We start from the raw sequence: 23507 nt of genomic DNA, 5'->3' as shown, positions 1-23507 counted from the left end.
GATGTATGTTTTGGAGATCGCGTCCTTTACCCAAGCGCGCCAGATCGCTTAAGGCATCGCTGACGGCAGCCTGCTCTTGTCTGATGGGCCTGGTGCTGCTGGCGATGCTGTGCCTCGGCCGGCCCGACGTTCCCACTTTCGCGGACTCTGCCCAGGCCGGCGCCAGCGTTGGCCTGGAACGGTCGGGTGAGGTCGCGGCGCTGCTGCGTGTCACCAACAAGGCGCAGGCGCTGGAGGTTCGAACAGCCCGGCCGGTGCTGGCCAAGTTCGCCGGCTTCCATCCGACCTTGCCGGCTCCGCAAGCTGTTTTCCTTTGGTTGGACCGGATTTCCCCAGCCGCAGCCGTTGCCGGATCCGGCATGGCGTCCGCTCCCTGCGCGAGCACCAACCAGCCGCGTGCGCCACCGTCCACGCAGGTCTGAGCGGTCCAGGACCGCACGTTCATCCCCATTCCAAGCCATTCGCGTCGCGACCCGTGCGGCGGCCTTCAGCCGTGCATGGTGGCGTGACGCGCCATTTCCGGATCATTGCAATGCAACGACGTATCAAAACATTCAAAAGCCTGACGCGTGCGGCCTCGGCTGCCTCCTTTCTGTCCGTCCAGGCGTTCATCTGTATCGGAACCGTCTATTGGGCGGTCGCCGAGACGCTCTATCTGTCGGGAACCGGTGCGCTCGTCCTTGGTGCCCTGTTCGCCTTGCCGTCGGCCTATGTTCTCCTGACGGTGGTGCGCATGGCTTTCGACGCGGAGACCGACCCGGCCAATCAATAGTGGCGCCGTCGATTGGGAAAGTTCTGCCGGACTGGCTGGTGCCGACAGGACTTTCCTCGGCCCGTTTGCAGCAAAAAACAGCCGTTTCCGCAGTGACGACACATTTGCGTGGCACTGACTGGGCAAAGCAACTTTTGACGACGAACGGCGTTGCCTGGGCGAAGGGTTCGGGAGATTTGCGGATGGACAGATTGCAATTCGAGGTGCCGGTGCGCATCGCGCAAGGCCCCGGCCTGCCCGTCGAGGAGATTTACAGCGTCGAGCAGGCGCTGGATTTTCTCCAGGACTGGCCGGCCCGCCGGCAGGGACCGGTGTATCAGAAAGCATTCAATGCCTGCTTCGGCGCCACGGTAGACGTGGTCAAGACCGAGGATGCCTGCCGGGCGTTCATGGCGTTCTGCCGTGTCACCGGACTGATGGCCAGCGACATGATGGCGCCGCGCAAGCGTAGCGGCGAGGCAAGCGCGCTCCAGGCCTGAGGCAGTTTACCCTTCCGGCTATCCAACTTTTCAACTTGGCTTGCATGCACGTGATGACCTGGTGCGCGGATCATTACCTGCATCTCGTCCGATGACGACGCATCGACAGCGGCGTTAAGCTTCCGTTTCCATATCAGAGGCTACGCCATTGCTTGTTCAGCAATGGTTGATTCGTTGCGTCAGTTCATGGTTTGGAAGATGTCCCCAGAAAAAGTCCGTGCATTCCCGATCGACCGTCAGCTATTCTTGGTCAGGGAAGTTGCAGCCAAGCTAGACAATCTGCATGGCGAGCCTGCAGCCTCGTTCTGGAGGGCTAAAGCAGCCGAGTTGCTTGACCTGGTTGTCGGGTCGGGCAGGGACAGAGCCACAGCCAGTGATGAAGTGCGCAGGTTTTTCCTGGCCGTACAGAGAGAGCTTTCGGCTGGATTGGCGGCTGAATCGGCTCCAGTTCTTTCCGCCTGAAGCAAATATTTCACGATTGTGTCGCACTGCTTACTCCAATAGCGCGTAAACACTGTCTTTTGCTATGGGTCTGTGTGCTTGAACGGCTACACTGCACCCAATTTACATCACCTCTATTCTTGGGAGCGCCCGTTGCCATTGCAATCTGCTAGGTTGCATTAGCAAAGGCAGATTCGCGGCGGGGGCGGTGCGGATCAGGGGGGCGATGGATGACTCGTGTTCGTGAGGGGGCAGCCGAGTCTCGCTTTGTTTCAGGCTGGTTGAAGCAGAGATTTCTTGGCCTTTCAGGGTTTGCGACAGCAGCGGCCATTTTGATGGCGCTGACGCTGTTCGTCGGTTCGACGGGGCCTGCCGAAGCGACTTGCACAGGGCCGAGTGGTGGCGTCGAGACCTGCGCGGGATCTGGAACACGGTCCGACATCAGCTACACCGCGCCTGGCGTCACGACGCTCAACGTCAATACGCTGACGATCGACCCCAGCCGGATATCCCTGACCGGTACCGGGGCGGCGCCGCCACCGCCGGGGGGCGGTGTCCAGCACTACACCTGCAGCACTGGCAACGCGGCCGACTGCGTCATCACACCGGAAAAACCGGCCCAGAACGGCAATCCCGCCGTAGCCGAGAGCTGCGCGGTCGCCAATGGCGCGCCTGCCGGAACAACCTGTATTGCGCCGCCGATCACCGCGGCGGGCGGGCCATCCGGCAATGCCGGCCCGACATTGACGGTCAACTACAATCAGCCGGGAGCCAACACCAACGTCTCCGGCAGCGGCGCAGTGGTCGCAACGGGCACGATCGGCGTGCTGGGCGCGTCGAACGGCAGTCGCGGCGGCAATGGCAGCAACGGCTACGTCTTTTCCAATGGCGGCGACGGCCATGATGGTGCCGATGGCGGCACTGTTACGGTCAATGTGGATGGAGCCGTCAAGACGAACAACAATTGTGTCCTGCCCACGGCTTGTCCGAACGCAGGAATCGTTGGGAGCAGCGTCGGCGGCGACGGTGGCGATGGCGGCGACGCCAAGGGCATTTCAGGCAATGCCGGCGATGGCGGGCTGGGCGGCAGCGGCGGCAATGCCACCGTCAATTTCAACAGCGGAAGTGTGGAGACGCTGGGTAACTACTCTGCGGGCATTGCAGCCATCAGCCAGGGCGGCCATGGTGGCAATGGCGGCGGCGGCGGCGGCCTGGTCTTCAACCCGGGCGGTGGCAGCCCGGCCGGCGCAGGCGGCAACGCCAATGTCTTCACCGGCGTCGGCACGACGATCACCACCTACGGCATTTATTCACACGGCATAGCCGCGCAGTCGATCGGCGGCGGCGGCGGCGGCAGTGCCGGCGGGTTCGGCCTGTTTTCGTCCTCCGGCGGCGGCGGCGGCAATGGTGGCAATGGCGGCATCGTCCAGGTCACCAACAATGCCAACATCACCACTTGGGGCAACAATTCACAGGGCGTCCTGGCCCAGACCATCGGCGGCGGCGGCGGCGATGGCGGCTCGAATTTCGGCCTGTTCGCATCGGGCGGTAGCGGCAGCCTCGGCGGCAATGGCGGCCCTGCCAATGTCGTGACGGTCGGCGTCACCAATTCCGGTGCGATCGTCACCCATGGCCAGGAATCCAACGGCATCCTGGCGCAGTCGATCGGCGGCGGCGGCGGCAATGGCGGCAATTCAGGCGGTCTGGTCTCGCTTGGCGGCAACGGCGCATCGACCACCAATGGCGGCATCGTCGAAGTGACGAACACCGCGGCCGGTTCGATCAGCACCGACGGCAAACAGTCCGCCGGCATCTTCGCACAGTCGGTCGGCGGCGGCGGCGGCAATGGCGGCACCTCCGGCGGCCTGTTCTCGGCCGGCGGCAAGGGCGGCGCCGGCGGCAATGGCGCGCGAGTGACGGTGACCAATGCGGGCGATATCGAAACCGGAAAAAATGGTGCCGCTTCAGTCAATTCCGCCGGCATCTTCGCGCAATCGGTTGGCGGCGGCGGCGGCAATGGCGGCGGCGCGTTCTCCGGCGGCGTCGGCTTCAGCGTCGCGCTCGGCGGCGCGGGCGGAAGTGGCGGCACCTCCGGCGCGGTGGAAGTGCTGCGCGACGCCAACGATACAGCCTATTCGATCATCACCCATGGCGACCAGTCGGATGCCGTTTTCGCCCAATCGATCGGCGGTGGCGGCGGCAATGGCGGATTTTCGGTTTCGGGTGCGGTCGGCGCGCTTGCGCTCGCCATGGGCGGGGCTGCCGGCAATGCCAGCGACGGCAACATCGTGACGGTGGAGACCGCCGGTTCGTTGACCACTTATGGCCAGGGATCGCGCGGCATCTTCGCGCAGTCGATCGGCGGCACCGGCGGCAATGGCGGTGCGGCGATCGCGGTGGCGGTCAACGCCACCGGGACATTCGCGGCGGCGATCGGCATTGGCGGCAATGGTGGTGCCGGCGGTGCATCGAAACTCGTGACCGTGTCGAGCCTCAGCGACATTTCGACAGCCGGCAACAATGCCGGCGGCATCGTTGCCCAGTCGGTCGGCGGCGGTGGCGGCAATGGCGGCTATGCGATCGGCGGCGCCATTGGCGGCGCGGTCGGCATCGCCGTCAATATCGGCGGCAAGGGTGCCGGCGGTGGTGCCGGTGCGGACGTCATTGTCGGCAGCTCCGGTTCGATCCACACAAAAGGCAACAATTCGACCGGCATCCTGGCGCAATCGGTCGGCGGCGGCGGTGGCAATGGCGGCTTCACCATCTCGGCGGCCCTAGGCGGCGGCGCGGCGAGCGTCGGGCTTGGCGGCGCGGGCGCCGACGGCAGCAATGCCGGCAATGTCACCGTCAATGCCGACGGCGCCAGCCATACGGTCACCACCGCCTATGCCGGCACCTGGAACCTTGTCACCGAAGGCAAGAACGCGGTGGGCATCCAGGCCGAGAGCATCGGTGGTGGCGGTGGCAATGGCGGCTTCTCCGGCAGCCTTGCGGCGGGCGGTCTTGTCGGAGTCGGCGTCAGCCTTGGCGGCACCGGCGGGGGCGGCGGCGACGCCGGTATAGCGACCGTCAACAATGGCAAGAAGGTCGGCAACACCGTCACCCAGAACAACATACTGACGATAGAGGACAACTCGACCGGCATCCTGGCGCAGTCGATCGGCGGCGGCGGCGGCAATGGCGGCTTCGCCGTGACGCTCAGCGTCTCCGGTTCCTATGAAGGCGCCGGCGGCGCGGCCGCGGTCTCGGTCGGCGGCAGCGGGGCCACCGGTGGCGTCGGCAAGGATGTCTTCGTCACCAGTTACGGCGACATCGCCACTTACGGCAAGCAGTCCGACGGCATCCTGGCGCAGTCGATCGGCGGTGGCGGCGGCAATGGCGGCTTCAGCGTCGCCGGCACGTTCACGACCGGCGCGCTGGGCGCTTCGGTGGCCGTCGGCGGCAGTGGCGGCAGTGGGCAGAGCGCGGGCGAGGTGACGGTGACCTCGACCGGCAACATCCAGACCCATGGCGACCAGTCGATCGGCATCATGGCGCAGTCGGTGGGTGGCGGCGGCGGCAATGGCGGCTTCGCCGGCGCCGGCGCGATCACGCTGCAGGGCGTCAGCGCCGCGGTCGGGCTCGGCGGCAACGGCGCCGGTGGCGGCAGCGCGAAAACCGTCCGCGTCACCTCGACCGGCGACATCACGACATATGGCGACCAGGCGATCGGCATTCTGGCGCAATCGGTCGGCGGCGGCGGCGGCAATGGCGGATCGACCGTTTCGCTGGCGCTTGGCAAGGATGCCGGTATTGGCGTGGCGCTTGGCGGCAAGGGTGGCGCGGCCGGCAACGGCCTCGATGTCACCGTCATCTCGACGGGCAACATTTCGACGGGCGCCGGCTTCATATCAGGCGGTGTTCGCGGCACGGGCGCTGCCGGCATCCTGGCACAATCGGTCGGCGGCGGCGGCGGCAATGGCGGCTTCGCCGGCACACTTGGCGGCGGCAAGTCGATCGCCGTCGGCGTGGCGTTTGGCGGCAGCGGCGCGGGCGGCGGCAGCGCCAACATGGTCAAGGTCACCTCGACGGGCAACATCTCGACCAATTTCGACAATTCGTCCGGCATCATCGCCCAGTCGATCGGCGGCGGCGGCGGCAATGGCGGCTTCAGCGTCGCCGTCACCGGTGCGCTCGGCGATCCCGATGCGGCAACGGCGTCTGTGGCGATCGGCGGCAAGGGCGGCGTCGGCGGCGTCGGCAAGGCCGTGACGGTGACGAGCACTGGCACGATCACGACGACGGGCAAATTCTCCAACGGCATCCTGGCGCAGTCGATCGGCGGTGGCGGCGGCAATGGCGGCTTCGCGGTCGCCGGCTCGGCCACGACGGGCAATGCCGGCATCGGCGTTGGCGTCGGCGGCACGGGCGCCACCGGCTCGACATCAGGCAAGGTGATCGTCAACAGCTACAGCCTCGTCGGCGCGAACGGCCAGCCGGTGCTGCAGGCGCCGGCCTCGAACATCGTGTCGATCTGGACCCAGGGTGACAATTCATCCGGTATTTTCGCGCAGTCGGTCGGCGGCGGCGGCGGTTCGGGCGGCTTCGCGGGCAGCCTCGGCGTCGGGCTCGGCGGCGGCGGGCTCGGTGTCAGCATCGGCGGCGGCGCCGGATCCGGCTCGACTGCCGAAACGGTCACCGTCACCAGCTACAACAACATCCTGACCGGAGGCAAAGACTCCTTCGGCATCATGGCGCAATCGGTCGGCGGCGGCGGCGGCAATGGCGGTTTTGCCATTGCGCTGGCCGGCAGCAAGGATATGGCCGCCAGCGTCGCGGTCGGCGGTTCCGGCTCGAGCGGCGGCGACGCCGCGGTCGTCACCGTCACCAGCCACGGTAACATCGAGACCGACGGCGACGGCTCGCATGCGATCTTCGCGCAATCGGTCGGCGGCGGCGGCGGCAATGGCGGCGGCGCGATAGCCGGCACGCTGACCGGCGAGGGCACGGGCAGTCTGGCCGTGGGTGTCGGCGGCTCCGGCGACAATGGCGGCAACGCCAAATCGGTCACCGTCACCTCGACGGGCGATCTCAGGACCGAAGGTTTGAAGGCTGACGGCATCCTGGCGCAGTCGATCGGCGGCGGCGGCGGCAATGGCGGCTTCTCAGGCGCGCTGGCTATCACCACGGGAGCCGGCGCGATCGGCGTCGGTGTCGGCGGTTCCGGCAAGGGCGGCGGCAACGCCGACACGGTCACTGTGACCTCGACCGGCAACATCGTTACCCTCAAGAACGGCTCGAACGGCATACTGGCGCAATCGGTTGGCGGCGGCGGCGGCAATGGCGGCGCCGCCATAACCATCGCGGGCGCCGGCCAGAAAGCGGCCGCGGCGGTTTCCGTCGGCGGCGCCGGCGCCAAGGGCGGTACCTCCCAGCTGGTCACGGTCAACAACATCGGCACGATCGACACGACCGGCGACAAGGCGAACGGTATTCTTGCCCAGTCGATCGGGGGCGGTGGCGGCACCGGCGGCTTCGCCATCTCCGGCGAGATGGTCGTCGACGGCGCCGGTGGCGCCGCCGTCAGCGTCGGCGGCAACGGCGGTACCGGCCAGGATGGCGGCCGCGTCATCGTCAACAGCAATGTCGGCACCGCGCTCGCCAATAACAATGCGACCATCCACACCGACGGCGGGGATTCGAATGGCATCTTCGCGCAGTCGGTCGGTGGTGGCGGCGGTGATGGCGGCTTCTCCGGCGCGGTTTCGGTCACCGGCCAGAACGCCAAGGCCGCGATTGGCGTCTCCGTCGGCGGCTCGGGAGCCGGCTCCGGCAACGGCAAGACCGTCAACGTCACCTCGGTCGACAACATTTTGACCGCAGGCAATGGCGCGAACGGCATCCTGGCGCAATCGGTCGGCGGCGGTGGCGGCAATGGCGGCTTCTCCTTTGCGGCGACAATCAAGGGCTCGCTCGGGAAGAACCCGAGCAAGAACGGCGCGGTCTCGGTATCGCTCGGTGGGGGCGCCGGTTCCGGTGGCAATGCCGAGAAGGTCACGGTCGATTCCACCGGCATCATCCAGACCGGCGGCAACAAGGCTTTCGGCGTGCTCGCGCAATCGGTAGGCGGTGGCGGCGGAACCGGCGGGCTAAGCGTGGCGGCAGCTCTCAATCTCGGTGAGGGCGGCAACCAGATCACCGCCGCGGTCGGCGGCGAGGGCGGTGGCGGCGGCACCGGTGGCGAAGTGCTGCTGACGCGCCACGGCTCGACCATCACCACGGGCGATCAGTCCGTCGGCCTATTCGCACAATCGGTCGGCGGCAGCGGCGGCAATGGCGGCATGGCGATCTCCGGGGTGATTGCCGGCACCGACGCCAAGACCTTGTCGGCCAGCGTCGGCGGCTTCGGCGGCGCCGGCACCAACAGCGGCAAGGTGACGATCGACAACACCGGCGCCGTTTCGACCTACGGGGTCGAATCGCACGCCCTCCAGGCGCAGTCGATCGGCGGCGGCGGCGGCAATGGCGGCATGGCGGTCTCGGCCGTGATCGGCTCGCTCGGCAGCGGAACCAATTTCAATGCCGGCGTGACCGTCGGCGGCTTCGGCGGAGACTCCGGCTTTGCCGGCGACGTCTTCGTTACCAATCACGGTCTCTTGCAGACCGGCTTGCTCGCGGCCGGCCAGACGACGACCACTGGCGACGGCGCCTACGGCATCTTCGCGCAGTCGGTCGGCGGCGGCGGCGGCGCCGGCGGCAACGCCATCACCGGCGTGCTTGGCCTTAAAGGCAATAATGCGGGCACGCAGGTCAATGTCAGTGTTGCCGTTGGTGGCTCGGGCGGCAACGGCAACACGGGCGGTAACGTCACCATCAGGCAGTATGGCGGCATCGAAACCAACGGCATGGGCGCCTTCGGCATCCTGGCGCAATCGATCGGCGGCGGCGGCGGCACCGGCGGCCGCGCCAATTCGATCTCGCTCCAGCTTGGTGCGAAATGCACCCTCCCAAAGGTCTGTCAACCGGCCGGCGGCAAGCCGGGCTGGAACTTGCAGGCGACGGTTGGCGGCGCCGGCGGAACAGGCAATGATGCGCAGACCGTCGATGTCGGCAATTACGATTTCATCACCACGCATGGTGACAAGTCATCCGGCATCGTCGCGCAGTCGATCGGCGGTGGCGGCGGCATCGGCGGCGACGCCTATGTCGGCACGGGCGGCCTGCTCGCGATTCCCTATGTACCGGTGGATCCGACATTGCTGCTGAAACCACTGGGCACCGCCAGCCTGACAAGGTCTGGTGCCGTCGCCATCGGCGGCAATGGCGCCGGTGGCGGTAACGGCGGCACCGTCATCGTTGCCAACGAAGGCGTGATCACGACTCACGGCACCAAGTCGGACGGCATCCACGCCCAGTCGATCGGCGGCGGCGGCGGCGATGGCGGCGACGGCGAGGCCGGCGCGCTCGGTACCGTTGGCATTGGCGGCCAGGGCAAGGCCGCCGGCAATGGCGGCTCGGTTACCGTCACCAACGGCAAGATCGACCTCAGCCAGGCCGGAACGGCCATCATCCAGACCTTCGGCACGTCGCCGACGCCGCCGGCAGAGGGCGCGCCGAGCGCCGACCCGGAGGAGGGCTATTCGGCCGGCATCTTCGCGCAGTCGGTCGGCGGCGGCGGCGGCACGGGCGGTGGCGCTGGCGGCCTGTTGTCACTTGGCGGCTCCGGCAAGGCGGGCGGCACCGGTGGTCACGTCACGGTCAACAATTACGGCGGCATCCTCACGCATGCCGATGATTCGGTTGGCATTTTCGCCCAGTCGATCGGTGGTGGCGGCGGCGCCGGCGGTTCGCTCGGCATCAGCGCGATAGCTGTTGGCGGCGCCGGCGGGGCAAGTGGCAACGGCGGCCAGGTGGACGTCATCAATGACGCCATGATCGAGACGCACGGCATCGATTCCCACGCCATTCAGGCGCAGTCCGTGGGTGGCGGCGGTGGTTCGGGCGGCGGCAAGAATGGCGGGATCACCGGCTCGATCCCGGCCCTGATCTCGATCGGCGGCGCCGGCGGTTCGTCCGGTATCGGCGGCATCGTCAATGTCACCAACAACAACAGCCTCCACACCTATGGCGCCGGGGCGGACGGCATCAACGCCCAGTCGATCGGCGGCGGCGGCGGTTCCGGCGGCCGCGCGATCGGCTTCATCGCCGTTGGCGGCAAGGGCGGCGATGCCGGCAACGGCACCACCGCCGGCAGCAACGGCGGGGGCGGCGCGGTCACCGTCAACAACAATGCCAATGGCGCGATCACGGTCGAAGGCATCGGCGCGCATGGGATCTTCGCGCAGTCCGTCGGCGCCGGCGGCGGCTCGGGCGGCGGCGCCTTCGGCGTCAGCATCGTGCCGGTGGCGATCGGCGTCGGTGGCGGCGGCGGCAGTTCGGGCGATGGCGGCGTCGTCACCGTCAACAACCATGGCAACATCACGACGGTGTCGGCCTCGTCGGTCGCGATCTTCGCTGAATCGATCGGCGGCGGCGGCGGTACGGGCGCCATGAGCGTGGCGGCAAGCCCCGCGCCTGGCGCCTTCACCTTCGGCATCGGCGGTGACGGCGGCGCCAATGGCAAGGGCGGCAACGTCAATGTCACCAATTTCAGCGACGGCATCATCCACACAAAGGGCTTCGGCTCGACCGGCATCATGGCGCAGTCGGTGGGCGGCGGCGGCGGCGCCGGCGGTGCGTCCTATTCCGTGTCGGGCGGCCCGCCCGGACTGGCCATCGCGCTCGGCGGCAAGGGTGCTGCCGGCGGCGACGGTGGCATCGTCACCGTCATCAACAATGGTGCCATGCAGCTCGACGGCGACAATTCCGTCGCGATCTTCGCGCAATCGGTCGGCGGTGGCGGCGGCTCGGGCGGCACCGCGATCGCCGCGGCGATCGGCGTGCCGGTGTTCATCGGCGGCGATACAGGCGCGACCGGCAAGGGCGGCGACGTCACCGTCGCCAATACGGGGCAGATCAGGCTTGCCGGCAACGGCTCTGTCGGCATCTTCGCGCAGTCCGTCGGCGGTGGCGGCGGTGTGGTGACGGCGGACACCGACGGCATCGTCCAGGCTGTCGCCGGCGGCAGCGGCAATGGCGGTGTCGTGACGATCAACAGCAACGTCGCGATGCTTATCACGGGTGACAATTCGGTCGGCGTGTTCGGCCAGAGCATCGGCGGCGGCGGTGGCGTCGGCGGATTTTCCGGCAACTATCTAGGCCTCGACCAACTGCAGGCCACAAGCAGCAAGATGGCCATGACTGCCACCCCGCAAGGCTTCATGGGCAGCGCCGGCGGCGGCGGCACCGGCGGCGCCATCACCTTCACGCAGACGGCCGACCTCGCTGTCATCGGCAAGAATTCCTTCGCGCTTATGGAGCAGAGTGCCGGCGGCACCGGCAACATACCGGACAATGGCGACATCAACGTCACCATCGCCAGTGGCGTGACGATCACCGGCGGCTCGGGTGCCGGCGGCGGCATCGGCTACAAGGACGGCAAGGACAATGTGCTGACCAACAACGGCACGGTCCGTTCGGTGCTGCTGATCGACGGCTACGCCATGCGCGGCGGCGTCGGCAACGAGACGTTCGACAACAAGTACCTGACAGTCGGATCGATGGATCTCGGCGCCGGTCTCAACATCTTCAACAACAAGACCAGCGCCGTCTACCTGATGGGCGACACCATCTATCTCGACCTGCCCGGCCAGTTCAACAATGACGGTTTTGCTGCTCCCGGCGGCCTCGACCGCGTGATGACGACCGAGGTCACCGGCAACTGGTCGCAGTCGCTTGGCGGCGTCTATCTGCTCGACCTGGACCTCGATCCGGAGGCGGACCGCATCAATGTGAGCGGGACGGCCGACGTCAATGGCCTGGTCAGCATCAACATCATGAACCCCGGCGCGGCGAAGCCGGGAAACCAGGATTACATCATCCTGGAGGCGCTGGGCGGTGTCACCGACAATGGGCTGAAGCTCGATACGGTCCCGAGCGCGGTGGCGCAGTATGCGCTGAAATATCCGAACCCGGAGGATATCGTCCTCAATGTCAACATCAATTTCGCCCGCACTGGCCTGACCGAGAACCAGACTGCGGTGGGCCAGGCGATCAACGCCATCCAGACCGATCTGACGTCGCCGAACTTCACCAAGATCGCCAACGCGATCTTCTACATTCCGACGCTTGATCAGCTTGGCGCCCTCTACGACACGATCTCGGGCGAGGGCGTCAGCGGCTTCCAGCAGCCGGAGTTCGACGCCAACGGCACCTTCCTGGCGCAGATGAGCCGGCAGGCCGATGCCTGGCGCATGGGCATCGCGACGGACCCGATGAGCCAGTCACTGAAAGCACCGGCGGCGGCCTATGCCGAACCGCCGGGCAAAGCCAATCCGTTTGATGCCTTGACCAAGGCGCCCAATGACCAGCGCTGGAGTTATTGGGCGACGGCGGGCGGCAATTCGGGTGCGGTTACCGGCGATCCGGTGGTCGGCAGCGCTGCCCTTGGCTACAAATCCGGCAACTTCGCCGTCGGCCTGGACTCGCAGGGCGATCCCGATGTCCTGATGGGCTTCGCGCTGGGTGGTGTCGCCGGATCCTTCGCCGTGCCGGACCGCGAAACCTCCGGCAACATCATCGGCGGCCATGCCGGCGCCTATGGCGCGCGCAAATGGGGCCAGTTCTACATCAACGGGTCGCTGGCGATGGATCTCTACAGCAACACCACCGACCGCTTCACCTCGGTCCCAGGCGCGCCCAATCCGCTCAATCCGGTGCCGGCAATATCAAGGGAACACTGGACCGGCGATTTCATGAGCGCCGGCTTCGGCACCAGCCTCGAAGCCGGCTGGCGGCAGCCTTTCGGCGCCGGCGCCATCACGCCGTTCGCCGGGCTGCAATTCCAGGCTCTGGCGATGCAGGCCTTCTCGGAAAAGTCGACCAGCGACGGCGCGCTCGGCCTCGACTTCGACAGCCGCACGGTCATCTCGCTGCCAGTCTCGCTCGGCCTGCAGCTCGACACCACGATCGCGATCGGCGAGAGCAGGACACTGCAAGCCTGGGGCCGTGCCGCCTGGCTGCATGAGTTCAAGCCGGACCGCTCGGTGGAGCCAGGCTTCCAGGCAGCACCCGGCTATGCCTTCGTCGTTCAGGGTGCAGGGGCGGCCGAGGACGCGGTCACCGTCAATGCCGGCGTCAAGCTGAACTGGAGCGCCAACACATCGGTGTTCGCCACCTTCGACGGCAAGTTCGCCGACCGGGTGCAGACCTATGGCGGCAATGTCGGGTTCAGGGTGAACTGGTAGGCGAGGCACGATCGCTCGCCTTTACGATACTGGCGCCTATCGCAAGCCGGCAGCTCCGAGGCGCCGACGCTTGCCTCCGCTGTCCGGCTCCACTGGTCGCCTGGCGCCCAATCGCGCGTCAAGGATCGGTAGATCTCGGCGCGCCGCGGGAGACGAGTTCTCGTTGCCTGCGTCCGGAGGTCAGCCGACAGCCGGCCGTTTGAAGCCAATCGAAGCTCTGATCAAAAATGAACGGAACTTTTTAGCCGTTCCTTCATATATGCGTGCTTTCTAATTTAAGCTATGACTTTCAATCGCTTCACCCGAATTCGGCTCGTCGCGACCGGTATACGCCGGAGTACAAGGGCGAATGTTGCCACCATCTTCGCCCTCAGCCTGCCGATCGTCGTCGGCGCGGCCGGCTTCGGTGTGGAGACCTCCTACTGGTACTACAACAGCCTGAAACTGCAGGCGACCGCCGATGCCGCAGCCTATGCCGGCGCGCTTGAACAGATTTCAGGCTCCGACAAGCCGACGATCATCGCGGCCGCGACGCAGTCGGCAGCGACGAACGGACTGGGCTCGGGCACGATCGTCGTCAACACACCACCGGCGTCCGGGCCGAATACGGCGAAGAAAGCGGTCGAGGTCATCGTCGCTCAGAACATCAACCGGATGTTCACCTCGATCTTCACACAAGGCCAGGTGCCCGAACAGGCGAGGGCGGTGGCCGTCATCATCAACGCTTCGAAGGCCTGCGTGCTCGCGCTCGACCCATCCGCTTCGCAGGCTGCGCTGTTTTCGGGCAACACGAGCGTCAAGCTCATCGGCTGCTCGGTCATGGCCAATTCAATCGCCTCGGACGCCATCAAGCTTCAGGGCTCGGCAAGCCTCCAGGCTGACTGCCTGATATCGGGGGGTGGTGTTGCTCTCAACAATCCCGTTACGACCGTCTGCGCGGCTCCGATAACCCAGGCGCTGCCTGCCGTTGATCCATTTGCCGACCTGCCAGCCCCGGCCGCCTCGAACCCCTGCCAGAACGCCAACAAGTCGACGTTGAAGCCCGGCACCTACTGCAGTGGGCTAAGCCTCAGCGGCACCGTCACCTTGCAGCCTGGCGTCTATGTCATCCAGAGTGGCGATTTCAAAGTGAATGCGAACGCCAACGTCTCAGGTGACGGCGTCACCATCTATCTCGCCGGCGGCTCGCGTGTTTCGATGAACGGCAACGCCACCGTGTCCCTGAGCGCGCCGACCTCCGGCATCTATTCCGGCGTGCTGATGTATGGCGACCGAACGAGCACCGGCGGACAGAGCACCTTCAACGGCACGGCGGATTCGCTGCTGACGGGTGCGCTGTATTTCCCCAAGCAGCAGGTCAACTATCTCGGCAATTTCTCCGGCAACAGTGGGTGCACCCAGGTCGTTGCGGACCTGATCCAATGGTCCGGCAACTCAAACATCAGCCAGGATTGCACGAGCCTCGGGATGCGCGACATTCCGGCGACGCAGTCCGTCGCGCTGGTCGAGTAGGCTTCCATGGAACTCCGATCAAAGCCGATCCTTGGCGACGTTTCAGGTGTTGCCGCGGTCGAGTTCGCGATGGTCTTGCCTTTCCTGTGCGCGGCGCTGCTCGGCATCATCGACGGCTGGTCCTATGTAACGAGTTCGCTGTCGATGCGCGCCGGCGTCAAGACCGCCGCGAACCTGATCATGGAAGGATCGACCAACGATACGGCGACGCAGGCCGTCGCCATTTCGAGCTGGGAGAAACGTCCGGCGGACGGCCAGGTCACGCTAAGCCGGATCTATATGTGCGGGACGACCGTGGTCGACGCCGCCACTCTGTGCAGCGGGCCAAAGGTGCCGTCGGTCTATGTTCAGATCCAGGCATCGGCCACCTGGACGCCGCCCTTCACCTTCGGCGTCTTTTCCGCTTCCAGCGTCATCGGCCATCTGGAGGTGATCCGTGTTCGCTAGCGCGGCTCACCGTTTCGCGGAAATGGCGAAGCGCCCTAACTCTTTGTTTTGCCGCGATTCCTTGGGAAAGGCGCGGCGCGCGTTTCACGGGAAGACCGTCTCACATTTTTCCTGGAACTGCGCTGGGACAAGCGCCTTCCCGCGGGATCGATCGGGCGGAGCCGGGTTGGAGTTCGCGCTGATCGCGCCGTTCCTCATCATATTGCTGTTCGGGATCTTCGCCTTGGGCTGGTCGATGCATTCGGTATCCAGCGTTCGCTATACGCTGGAGACATCATCGCGCTCGCTGCAGCTTCAGAACACGCTGACCCAGGCCGACATCCAATCGATCGCAACGCAGAAATTGCAGGCCTTGGGTTTGAAGAATGTGAACGTGACGATCGCTATCGACCCGGCGAGCGGCGGCTTCCGCATGGCGCATCTGACCGCCACCTATGCCTTCGTCGTCGATTTTCCTTACCTCAGCAGCTTTCCGATCAACTACGCCACCACCGTTACCGTGCCGCTGGTCGGCGGTTAGTCAATACGAGCCTGGCGCGAGCGTCGGCGTTTCAGCCTGCATGGTCCAGCAGTCTTGTCGTGGTGTCACGGCGATGTTCGGAATTGGCGCGGTCGATGCCTTCCACCGTGATCGCGAAGGTTCCGTTCTCGATCCTTCCAATCCAGCCCTTGGCTTTCAGGTACCAGAGATGAAACTCAAGGTGTTCTCGTGGACAGCCTGACAAACGCTCGATTTCTGTATCGCCAATGCCGGGGTTGTTTACGTCTTGCCGGCGTTTGACATAGAGCAGCGAGAGCAATTTCGCCTGAATGGCCACATCACGCTCGATCGTTGTGCTGTTGCTGGCCTCTCCAACCAACTCCGTTCGCAGGCTCAAATGGTCTTTGTGCTGAATGTCGTATTGCGCGCGCTTGACAGGGTCCTTGAGAACATTGTGGGCTTCCAGGATTTCGCCGAAGCGCGATTCATCGCCGGTGTCCTGATTGTCAGGATGGTAGCGCATGGCGAAATAGCGGAATACCCGTTCTATCGTTTCCGAGTTGGCGTTCGGGCTGATTTCCAGGAGTTCGTAGTAATCAACGAACAAGACATCGCCCCCACAACATCGCTATTGCGCAAACCCTTGAGAGCATGACCGCGGAAGGCAAGAAACAACAGTCCTCAACTTGCAACTTGGATCGGCGCGAACTGAAGCTGGTCGAGAGAATCCGCGCGTGACATTGCAAAGAGCCGCGTAACGGTGAAGGCGGCCAGAATCATGAAAACAGCGGTGAGGTTGAGGAAGGCGGGTGATGCAAAAATGCTCCCGCTCGGATCATAGCAGCTCAGTTCCATGGCGCTCTACCCCTTCAGCGACCTGATGGTTTGGATAATGATCCGGCTTTATGATGAATACAAGCGCTTGCTAATAAGATGGTTGATGCGGTTGCTCCCGGGACTCGGCAAGGGCGCCTCGAGCGTGAGCGGGGGAAGGAGGCGGCAGTGCCGCGCTACCGCCTCGCCGCCGAGGAGCGCGCATTGGCCGCTCTGGAGCGGGAGGCGCCTGAGCGGGCCGGACGCTGCGGCCGCGTACCTTGCTGCGACCGATCCTTTGTCCCGCAATGGATCAATTGGCGCTGGCACAACAATTGCATTGCCAGCGATACCGGCTGTTGGGACCGGCAATTGGGGCGAGTGTGGGGTGGGCCTCGCCGCTTCGCAAATGGAGCGGCGAGGTTTCTGCGTTCAAGCGGCTTGCAGGTGCAACCAGTGACACAGCGACTGGCCATAGGCGGGTGCCAGGACGCGCGGCAAGCCTCGTAGGACAGCGCCAGCGGGAAACGCGCGCTGGTGACGCCAACGGGGCGGCTTAACGCCTCACCTAAGGATAAAGTACAGCGGAACGAGTAACGAGAATGCCGCGACAGCGGTCAGAAAAATGTCTGTGGTCATGAGCCCCCGCTCGTATTTCATGACCATCTCACACTCAATTAGCTAAAATGCAAATGAACTCGCGGCCGACCTTTCAAATCCGGCTTGCCGGATAGACCCATCTGACAGGCGCCTGAGGTCCCACGCAATGAGCGGCCCGGCGCCTGCAGATTGGGATGTGAATAGGACGCCGGGCCGGGGCCGTTTTGTGAGCAACAGCGACGCCGGCTGGGCAATACATACGTTAATGCTAATATAATCACAGCGTACGAATGAAGGAAAACGCAAGGCCTTGGCCATGACCGACAGGTCGAGCACAACCTATATAGTCAGCGTCCTCGAGAAGCCAAACTGGCGCACCGTGCGGACCACCAAGGATAAGCAGAGGGCGCCGGCTGGGAGGGTGACATGATCCGAGGTGGCGGCGAACCTTCCGCCAGGAATAGCACCATCGCAGCTCCGGCCATGGGGCCGAAAATGCCAACGGCAATCAGTGGACCACGGAATTCTTCACCACGCCTGATGTTCTTCTGGTCACCCAGCATCCCCAGCCGAGTCTTAAATGTTCACACCCGTTCGCCGGTGGGCATTTGATGCATATCGCAAAACGTCGCGCTCGTCACCAACGTCGCAAAGGGGCTCTTGAGAAAAGGGGCGCCAAGATCGAACGTCGGCGCTCTTCCTCCTGCTTCACATCCCCAGCGTCACGCGGCTTTCGGCTGGCCGGGTAACATCAGCGAACAGTTCTGCCGCAGCCTCGACCTTGTCCGCCGAGGCGGCCACCTTGTCGAACTTTTTCAGCACGCGATCATGCAGCAACTGCAGTCGCGCGCCATGGTAAACCAGGCTGCGCAGGTGACCGTCCGAATTCAACGGCTCAAACAACATGGTGCAGGCTCCTCAAAGAGCGAAAATCTTAGGACAAGAAACTCTCGCAGACATCGTTCGTTCCTACGACACCCGGTACTTGGGCAGGTCAGGATCCGAATCGATCAACGCGATTGTGACATAACCGTACTTGCGATGCAGACGTTGGATCCCCCTGCAGCAGTTCATCGCATGTGCTGCAAATCGACAAAACTCGATATACAAGCGCTCACAGACCGCCTTGGGCCTGGCCATGGCTCGATGCATGAGGATCTTGTCGGGCTATTCGTCTGCTCGCCCTGCAAGGCCGCGGGCCGCGATAGGCGCCCGGTGTTCTTCACCTGCATCCCGGACTATGACGGCCAAAATCGGGAGCGGAATCGCGACTGGAAGCCGACCTTTGATCGAGGGGCGTAAGGGGATTTCAGTCTTAGTTGAGCGATTGCTAATAGGTAGCCCTTGTCGCGCAGGTACATGGTCAGGATTTTCTCGACCATCGATGACACCAACCGCATGTCGTCCCTTGGCGAGGCCAAAGGCAGAGGGCTTTTCACATCGGTTGGTCAAGTCTACACCATCGGTCGGGCGAAAACGCTGGTGGGCGCCATGAAACCGATCGCGATTGCAATTCCGTTACTCTTCCTCGTGGTGCAGGCTCAAGCGCAAGAGCGCAGGGATATCGCCGGCCTGAGTTGCGCCGAAGTTCAGGCACTACTGAAGCAGGACGGCACCACCGTCATTCGCTACCGCTCCATATTCAACCTCAGCCTGACGCGCTACGACCTCTATGTCAGCGGGCAGAAGCAATGCGGTCCTGGCGAGGTGGCTACTGGCGCGGGCGTGCCGACGACCGACACAGATTATTGCCCGGTCCATAAATGCATCGCGAGCGATCTCTTCGTGGCAAGGTAAAGCCGGTCAGGGCGTGCCGCGCCACAGCATTGAAAGAAAACTCGCCGGGCGAGGAACCCCAATTCCTCAAGCCCGGCGAAGGTTTACTTCCTGATCCCCGCGATCAGGGCTGGTGGGAGGAACACCGGCAATCTATGCAATGCAAATCCGATGCCAGCATTTTTCGTCCCGAAACGAGACGGGCTAAAGCGAGCCATGCAGGATCACGAACTTGTAGAGCGGCCTGGCCGCGCGGAGCCGGTAGCGAAGAGCATGCCGGCAAGCGCGGCCGCCTCGACTTTCTCAGTGACCATTTGCTTCGCTTCCCGCTCTGCCAATTTGCCTCCCCTGGCAATCCGTAGCGTTCGGAGCCAGATCACCTGCTGTGCGTCCAGCGCCGACAAATAAAATTCGAACCACGGATTGAACATTCGGACCTCCAGATCGCTCAGGAGAACGAGCGTGTCGAATGTCGGTTCCTAAGTCTGGAGCGCATTGCCGCCGAGGCACGAATGCTTGCCCAAATTCAGGCCACAGGGAAGCGCCAGAGCGCGAGCATCAGGGCGGCGATGGCGGCGATGTAGAGCGGGACCATACCGAACTGCAATTTAGCCCGAAGGGTGCCATTCACCCGATATGTTTATCACGTATCCGACCCTGACGTTTTTGTGTCGGCGACGATCTTCAGGATAGATGGTAACCGCTATCGGGAATTGGCCCATCTTCTCGTGCTTCCGATCGGCAAGATGAATCATCATACTCTCAGCCGCATTGGTCAGCCCCTTGATCCACGCCGACAGAAAGACCACTAAATCTGTTTGGCCGATTGGAGTTTTGGCATGGAGCACAGCAATGCTCGGACGCCGAATGACCCCGTCGGCTCCCAGCTCAAAATCCTTCACTGTTAAGCGCTGGGTCTCACTTGGATGTTCGACGCAGTGTCGTGCGTTTCGAATTTGATGCGCAAACGGCGACAATTCTCTTGCGAACAAGGTCAAGGAGTCATTGGCCCCATACTCTTTGACAAAAAACTTCTCTAGACTGTCGGGCCATCCTCCTAAAGCCTTTAACTGGGCCGACCCGTAGAAGACCTCAGGGAGACGGTAGACGGCCTGGAGAGCATGCTCGATCTTCTGGACAAACGTGTTCGCGCGCGCAACAACCTCAGTGACTGCGGGTATTCTCGTTCGGTTGAACTCCTTTGCCGCCTCGATCTCGCGGCCCTCATCAGCCTCTATCGCGTTCCGTATCTTCTCTGCGGCCAAAAGCTGGCTCATTATTTCGAGCGAAGTCGTGATGCATAGGTCGCGCATCTTTGGATCGGGGAAATGGTTCTTTGTGAAAAGTTGATTTGCCGTCATCAGGGTTCGACCAACTATCTCGGATTCGGAACCAGAATCCGCCACTAATTGTTGCATATTGGGGAGATCAATGTTGGTGCGGTCGGGATCGATCTGGTCTGCCATCCTGATTGTATAGACAGACCTATCCTTGATAATAAACATGGCTTCGGCAGTGGGAACCATGTCCCTTAATTCGCCATCCCCCTCGTCACCAACGTCCATTGAAAAGGTAGATTCGCGTTTCCTATCAATCGTGCGTTTCTCTTTTTTTGGTGTGTCTTCGTTCGCCGCCACGGGGTTTGCCCCTCCCTAAGAGCTGGGAACATGCGACGCAGAGCCGTTCCCCACAAGGGGAGTGCTTGACGATTTCACCGAATGGGACAGGAGGCGCTTCGCAAAGGCGCGCGCCCCGGGATTAATGGGACAGGCTGGCAACTGCGGCGATCGCCTGAACGACAGTCGCGGCCACGCCGCTGCTGGGCCATCAGGGAGAGAACCGGCTTTAATCTTTGCTCACGGCCTGATAACAAGATTCGCCTTTTTGCTGGAGGTATTGGTCGAAATAAGTGACACAGCGGAAGGTGACCCGTGGCTTCGCATCCTCGTTCGTCCAAAACGACACCAGCGACTGCCTTCCATCGGGCCATGACAGCCCGGCTGCACCAGTCTCTCTCCATCCGGATTGGGCTAAGCTCGCCGATGTCATCCCCGGAAGCGCCTGCCACTCCGCTGCCTCTCCGACACTAACGCTTCCCAAAGCCAACAAGATCGCAAAAACTGACCTGATCATTTCCTCAGCCTCACGCCAGCGCCACCGCCATTCTCAGGGATGAACTCGACGCCAGCCGCTTCCAATGCCGACCGCACAGCGCCTAGATTATTCGCCATGCCGGCGGCCTCACCCTGGCTGGCCTCCATGCGCTTAAGCGTAGGGACGGAAATGTTCGCTTTCGCGGCTAAGTCTGCCTGTGTGACCCCAACGAGAGTGCGGGCGGCAGCAATTTGTCGGCCAGTCAGTTTATCCATTAGTATCACGATTATCCCAAAGTATTGACTATTGGCTTGCAGTGAGCCATTGGTATCATGTTGATACTCTAATCTCAACGGAGAATACCAATGCCGAACACTACCGTTCCGGCAGCCGGCGGAGCTGTGCTCGCTGACCGGATGCCATCATCGGCCGCTTTTCCGGCCGTATCCTGATCGTGCAGCGGAGGCCGTCATGACCTACGCCGCGATATGCCTCTTGCTTGCAGCGGCGCTCCGCACGCGCCTGGGGCGCCTTCACCTAGCCGTTAGGCTCCTCCGCGCCTCCAACGCGCTCCATGCGGCTGGAAATCGCATCGTTGAGCGGATCGAGCGGGAGACGCGGCCATGATCCCCGAAAGCGAGATACGCTTTACCAAGAAGGGCGGAAGCCGGCGTAAGTCGCCAAGTTGGCGACACAGGAGAAACGCTCACGCTCCAGATCGACCGCACCAGCCGCAAATCGCTGTCATTGTCGATCGCGGCTCTGATCGACTTGCTCGACGATCTCTCGCCAGATCCCGACTTGGAGGATGAAGCCGACCTTGAACCGTCCCTGGGCTGGGGCGAGCGCGGCCCACAGGCCACTATGCCTTGGCAGGATGGACGCGGAAGCCCGTACGACGATCGTGAGGAAGAAAACGAGCACGGAGGCGACATCAACGACGAGCGGGAAGGCGACGACGAGCGGGAGGCCGATCCGGCTGATTGTGACGGTCCCGGCTTTATTGAGGGCGGTCAGGGCCTTTAATATCAACTTACGCCAGCGAAACCAATTGGCCCGGCGCCCTCGGCTTCCGAGCCGCTATTGAGCGCCCGATTTTTCCGGCGCCATCTTCTGCAACTTGGCTATCGCATCTATCGCGGCAAATACAGCGCCAAGGTCGGACGCGACGGGAGGGACAGTGCCCCGTTTCGCCCACTCCGAGAATCTGCGTCGGGAATCTGGACACCCGAATAACGCTCAAGTGCTCTCAGCGCGAATTGGCGACCGGGCAGGGAAGTATCTTTGTTCTCGCCCGCGAGAATTGAAAGCGAAACCCGAACCATCTCAATGTCGAGTTCTCTGTTTTTGTTCAAGTATCCGAATGCGCCGGTGGTAACAGTGCCGCCGATCCCTACAATGATCCCGACCACGCCGGAAACGACGGCACTCCAGAATGTTGATGCCATGGCATATCCCCCCTTCCACGCCGCATATTCGCAGGAACCAACTAGCCCCGCAACCGGCCCGGCGGCTTCGGCCTCAGGGTGCTCTTACAACAAGTGGCCGGCTGCTCAGGTGGTCGGGCTTATTTCTTCTAAAGCCCGAAAGAGGCGGGAAAAGGGTTCGTATCATACCCAAGGCGTGGCTCGGGATCGGCTTTTTTATCAGTGTGCGGCGTTGCGAGGGTGCCAGTTGCACCACAGTCCAGTTTTGCTGCCACGGCAGCCTTGATCGAAAGACCAGCACACGCTTTGGCAGCGACGGTCGCTTTCTTCTTTTCGTGCGCCAAGGCACCACTCGACACGGCAAGGACAAGCGTCGCGCAAACGATAGCGATTTTCACTAAAACCCCCTGCATTAGCCATAACTAATAAAAAGTTAACGTAACGTCATCTGCTCGTCAATCGATGACGGTTAACTACGCCATGCGGGGTATACGATGTGCCAGGCGGGTAGCGGCTGCTGAACGCCACTGCCAAACTCAAACGGCTGGCGGCTCCGACTTCCGGGGCTTTTATTTATTGAGCATGATAGGCTGCCCGAGCGGTAGCCAAGTCACCCCGCCAGTGGCGTCGCGAACCAAATACCACGTTTGGGCCGTTTGCCGATCAAGCAAGACAGTCGTCGACTGCGACTGACTTGGGTTCATATAGGCTGCAATCGAACCCTCAGAGACTTGATAGCGAGATTCGCTGCTGTTTGAGCAACCGGCGATGCTAGCAATGGCCATTCCGAAGATCGCAGTTCGCACGACAGTCGCCCTTCCTGGATATTCGTTCGCATTTGTTCGCAGACGTATATTCGTTGCTTATTCGACGCATCGGCATAGATGGCAGCTAAGTGCTTGAAAATTCTGGTACGCCCAAGGGGAATCGAACCCCTGTTACCGCCGTGAAAGGGCGGTGTCCTAACCGCTAGACGATGGGCGCGCTCAGACGAAGCGGCTTATACTGACGTTGTGCGCACCCGGCAACCCGTCAGATGCCGGCTTGGACAACTTTTTTGCGGGGCTCTGGAATCGGGGGCTTCATCACGACCGCATGGCTTGGTCATTAGCGGAGACAGCCCATTGCTTCGTCATGTATGGACGGCCCCTTTTGGGCAAGAGGCAAAATGACGGCGACGGCGTAAGTCTGGAGCGGTCATGTATTCGGCCTTTAGTGCGGTCGATTTCAATGACCGCTGACCAACAAGGGTTACGCGGATCGGTTCCAATCATTCTAGCGCGCTTTGGTGTCGCGATGACGAAGGCGGAGTGTGCCGATCCAGGTCCTGACCATTTTGCC

The 23507-nt window shown here is 63.2% G+C and carries 18 protein-coding genes and 1 tRNA gene; 10 read left to right on the top strand and 9 right to left on the bottom strand.

The annotated features are described in order from the left end of the window. Positions 1–83 precede the first annotated feature (83 nt). The 8 genes from ACWGS8_RS06425 (at position 84) to ACWGS8_RS06390 (ending at position 15495) form a co-directional block, all read left to right on the top strand. Entirely contained in the window at positions 84–422 is a 339-nt protein-coding gene (locus ACWGS8_RS06425) for a hypothetical protein (protein ID WP_454580144.1), read from the top strand. Between the two features lie 110 nt (positions 423–532). After that, a complete protein-coding gene (locus ACWGS8_RS06420; protein ID WP_454580143.1) occupies positions 533–772 on the top strand; it encodes a hypothetical protein in 240 nt (79 codons plus the stop codon). Positions 773–954: 182 nt separating this feature from the next. After that, positions 955–1251 (top strand): DUF982 domain-containing protein, encoded by a 297-nt coding sequence (locus tag ACWGS8_RS06415; protein ID WP_454581238.1) that lies wholly within the window; start codon positions 955–957, stop codon positions 1249–1251. Positions 1252–1413: 162 nt separating this feature from the next. Then, positions 1414–1713: a DUF6074 family protein gene (locus ACWGS8_RS06410; protein ID WP_454580142.1), complete on the top strand. Its 300-nt coding sequence runs from the start codon at positions 1414–1416 to the stop codon at positions 1711–1713. 314 nt (positions 1714–2027) lie between these two features. Next, positions 2028–13016 (top strand): hypothetical protein, encoded by a 10989-nt coding sequence (locus ACWGS8_RS06405; protein ID WP_454580141.1) that lies wholly within the window; start codon positions 2028–2030, stop codon positions 13014–13016. A gap of 282 nt (positions 13017–13298) precedes the next feature. Then, positions 13299–14528 carry a pilus assembly protein TadG-related protein gene (locus ACWGS8_RS06400; RefSeq protein ID WP_454580140.1) on the top strand — a complete coding sequence of 410 codons (1230 nt, stop codon included), beginning with the start codon at positions 13299–13301 and terminating at the stop codon, positions 14526–14528. Positions 14529–14534: 6 nt separating this feature from the next. Beyond that, on the top strand, positions 14535–14975 hold the full coding sequence (locus ACWGS8_RS06395; RefSeq protein WP_454580139.1) for a TadE/TadG family type IV pilus assembly protein: 441 nt from the start codon (positions 14535–14537) through the stop codon (positions 14973–14975). A 166-nt stretch (positions 14976–15141) separates the two neighbouring features. After that, positions 15142–15495, top strand: a complete 354-nt coding sequence (locus tag ACWGS8_RS06390) for a TadE/TadG family type IV pilus assembly protein (RefSeq protein ID WP_454580138.1) — start codon at positions 15142–15144, stop codon at positions 15493–15495. A 31-nt stretch (positions 15496–15526) separates the two neighbouring features. On the opposite strand, the gene ACWGS8_RS06385 is transcribed toward ACWGS8_RS06390, so the two are convergent. The 3 genes from ACWGS8_RS06385 to ACWGS8_RS06375 all read right to left on the bottom strand — a co-directional run bounded on the left by ACWGS8_RS06385 (position 15527) and on the right by ACWGS8_RS06375 (position 17775). After that, positions 15527–16063 carry a DnaJ domain-containing protein gene (locus ACWGS8_RS06385; RefSeq protein WP_454580137.1) on the bottom strand — a complete coding sequence of 179 codons (537 nt, stop codon included), beginning with the start codon at positions 16061–16063 and terminating at the stop codon, positions 15527–15529. 74 nt (positions 16064–16137) lie between these two features. Then, positions 16138–16311, bottom strand: coding sequence for a hypothetical protein (locus tag ACWGS8_RS06380; protein WP_454580136.1), 174 nt, complete (start codon positions 16309–16311; stop codon positions 16138–16140). Between the two features lie 1266 nt (positions 16312–17577). Then, complete coding sequence (locus ACWGS8_RS06375) at positions 17578–17775, bottom strand: hypothetical protein (protein ID WP_454580135.1); 198 nt, start codon at positions 17773–17775, stop codon at positions 17578–17580. 453 nt (positions 17776–18228) lie between these two features. Here ACWGS8_RS06375 and ACWGS8_RS06370 point away from each other — a divergent pair, with 453 nt between their 5' ends. Further along, positions 18229–18666, top strand: a complete 438-nt coding sequence (locus ACWGS8_RS06370) for a hypothetical protein (protein WP_454580134.1) — start codon at positions 18229–18231, stop codon at positions 18664–18666. A 203-nt stretch (positions 18667–18869) separates the two neighbouring features. Here ACWGS8_RS06370 and ACWGS8_RS06365 read toward each other — a convergent pair whose 3' ends face one another. The 3 genes from ACWGS8_RS06365 to ACWGS8_RS06355 form a co-directional block, all read right to left on the bottom strand. After that, entirely contained in the window at positions 18870–19076 is a 207-nt protein-coding gene (locus ACWGS8_RS06365; RefSeq protein WP_454580133.1) for a hypothetical protein, read from the bottom strand. A gap of 177 nt (positions 19077–19253) precedes the next feature. Next, a complete protein-coding gene (locus ACWGS8_RS06360; RefSeq protein WP_454580132.1) occupies positions 19254–20282 on the bottom strand; it encodes a hypothetical protein in 1029 nt (342 codons plus the stop codon). 492 nt (positions 20283–20774) lie between these two features. Then, positions 20775–21014 (bottom strand): helix-turn-helix domain-containing protein, encoded by a 240-nt coding sequence (locus ACWGS8_RS06355; protein ID WP_454580131.1) that lies wholly within the window; start codon positions 21012–21014, stop codon positions 20775–20777. A gap of 496 nt (positions 21015–21510) precedes the next feature. On the opposite strand from ACWGS8_RS06355, the gene ACWGS8_RS06350 reads away from it, so the two are divergent. Further along, positions 21511–21765: a hypothetical protein gene (locus ACWGS8_RS06350; RefSeq protein WP_454580130.1), complete on the top strand. Its 255-nt coding sequence runs from the start codon at positions 21511–21513 to the stop codon at positions 21763–21765. A 107-nt stretch (positions 21766–21872) separates the two neighbouring features. Here ACWGS8_RS06350 and ACWGS8_RS06345 read toward each other — a convergent pair whose 3' ends face one another. From ACWGS8_RS06345 to ACWGS8_RS06335, 3 genes are all read right to left on the bottom strand, one after another. Then, positions 21873–22187: a hypothetical protein gene (locus tag ACWGS8_RS06345; RefSeq protein WP_454580129.1), complete on the bottom strand. Its 315-nt coding sequence runs from the start codon at positions 22185–22187 to the stop codon at positions 21873–21875. A 128-nt stretch (positions 22188–22315) separates the two neighbouring features. Continuing rightward, on the bottom strand, positions 22316–22564 hold the full coding sequence (locus tag ACWGS8_RS06340) for a hypothetical protein (protein WP_454580128.1): 249 nt from the start codon (positions 22562–22564) through the stop codon (positions 22316–22318). Between the two features lie 511 nt (positions 22565–23075). Next, positions 23076–23150 (bottom strand) — tRNA-Glu (locus ACWGS8_RS06335). Between the last annotated feature and the right edge of the window lie 357 nt (positions 23151–23507).

The organism is Mesorhizobium sp. 43Arga (genome assembly GCF_053714255.1).
This window is presented reverse-complemented; position numbering and strand designations above follow the sequence as displayed.

Bases quoted from the DNA above. Each gene is read 5' to 3' on its own strand.
- ACWGS8_RS06425 (WP_454580144.1), top strand. From the start codon at position 84: ATGGGCCTGGTGCTGCTGGCGATGCTGTGCCTCGGCCGGCCCGACGTT.
- ACWGS8_RS06420 (WP_454580143.1), top strand. From the start codon at position 533: ATGCAACGACGTATCAAAACATTCAAAAGCCTGACGCGTGCGGCCTCG.
- ACWGS8_RS06410 (WP_454580142.1), top strand. From the start codon at position 1,414: ATGGTTGATTCGTTGCGTCAGTTCATGGTTTGGAAGATGTCCCCAGAA.
- ACWGS8_RS06405 (WP_454580141.1), top strand. From the start codon at position 2,028: ATGGCGCTGACGCTGTTCGTCGGTTCGACGGGGCCTGCCGAAGCGACT.
- ACWGS8_RS06400 (WP_454580140.1), top strand. From the start codon at position 13,299: ATGACTTTCAATCGCTTCACCCGAATTCGGCTCGTCGCGACCGGTATA.
- ACWGS8_RS06415 (WP_454581238.1), top strand. From the start codon at position 955: ATGGACAGATTGCAATTCGAGGTGCCGGTGCGCATCGCGCAAGGCCCC.
- ACWGS8_RS06365 (WP_454580133.1), bottom strand. From the start codon at position 19,076: ATGTTCAATCCGTGGTTCGAATTTTATTTGTCGGCGCTGGACGCACAG.
- ACWGS8_RS06380 (WP_454580136.1), bottom strand. From the start codon at position 16,311: ATGGAACTGAGCTGCTATGATCCGAGCGGGAGCATTTTTGCATCACCC.
- ACWGS8_RS06395 (WP_454580139.1), top strand. From the start codon at position 14,535: ATGGAACTCCGATCAAAGCCGATCCTTGGCGACGTTTCAGGTGTTGCC.
- ACWGS8_RS06375 (WP_454580135.1), bottom strand. From the start codon at position 17,775: ATGTTGTTTGAGCCGTTGAATTCGGACGGTCACCTGCGCAGCCTGGTT.
- ACWGS8_RS06345 (WP_454580129.1), bottom strand. From the start codon at position 22,187: ATGGCATCAACATTCTGGAGTGCCGTCGTTTCCGGCGTGGTCGGGATC.
- ACWGS8_RS06370 (WP_454580134.1), top strand. From the start codon at position 18,229: ATGGTCAGGATTTTCTCGACCATCGATGACACCAACCGCATGTCGTCC.
- ACWGS8_RS06355 (WP_454580131.1), bottom strand. From the start codon at position 21,014: ATGGATAAACTGACTGGCCGACAAATTGCTGCCGCCCGCACTCTCGTT.